At 41.5% G+C, this 410-nt stretch carries 1 protein-coding gene; it reads right to left on the bottom strand.

The annotated features are described in order from the left end of the window. The coding region (locus C1E99_RS12115) for an isopeptide-forming domain-containing fimbrial protein (protein ID WP_153060215.1) at positions 1–410 on the bottom strand (410 nt) is incomplete at both ends.

Here is a 410-nt window from a genome sequence, read left to right as displayed (position 1 = left end):
CCCTTGCCTTCTGCACCGGCGAACTCTAGAACTTCCACAAGTTCATCGGTGATTTCGAAGCTTTTCGCATCGGTTGGAACCTGAGTTTGAATAGTATACTCAAACACATCCTCACGATTAGTCAAATCTTCATGTTGTTTCTTATTAACTTCCTTAACAATTGTTGGATTGTTTGGAGTTGGTGGGGTTACTGTGACTGGTTTTGAATCAACCTTAGGTTTGTGATCAACACTGATGCTTGCCGTGTTTGGAATCTTAATCGTGTTGCTTCCTTCTTCCAAGTAGCCTGTCAAGTTGACATTAGCACGAATCTTAGATTTGAAGGTTACAACAACAGCCTTACCGGCATCATCTTTCAAGTGAGTAGCACTCAATTGAACACTTAACTGTTGACCTGCTACAGTAACAGT

Source organism: Streptococcus suis, from assembly GCF_002964045.1.
GTDB lineage: Bacteria > Bacillota > Bacilli > Lactobacillales > Streptococcaceae > Streptococcus > Streptococcus suis_U.
This window is presented reverse-complemented; position numbering and strand designations above follow the sequence as displayed.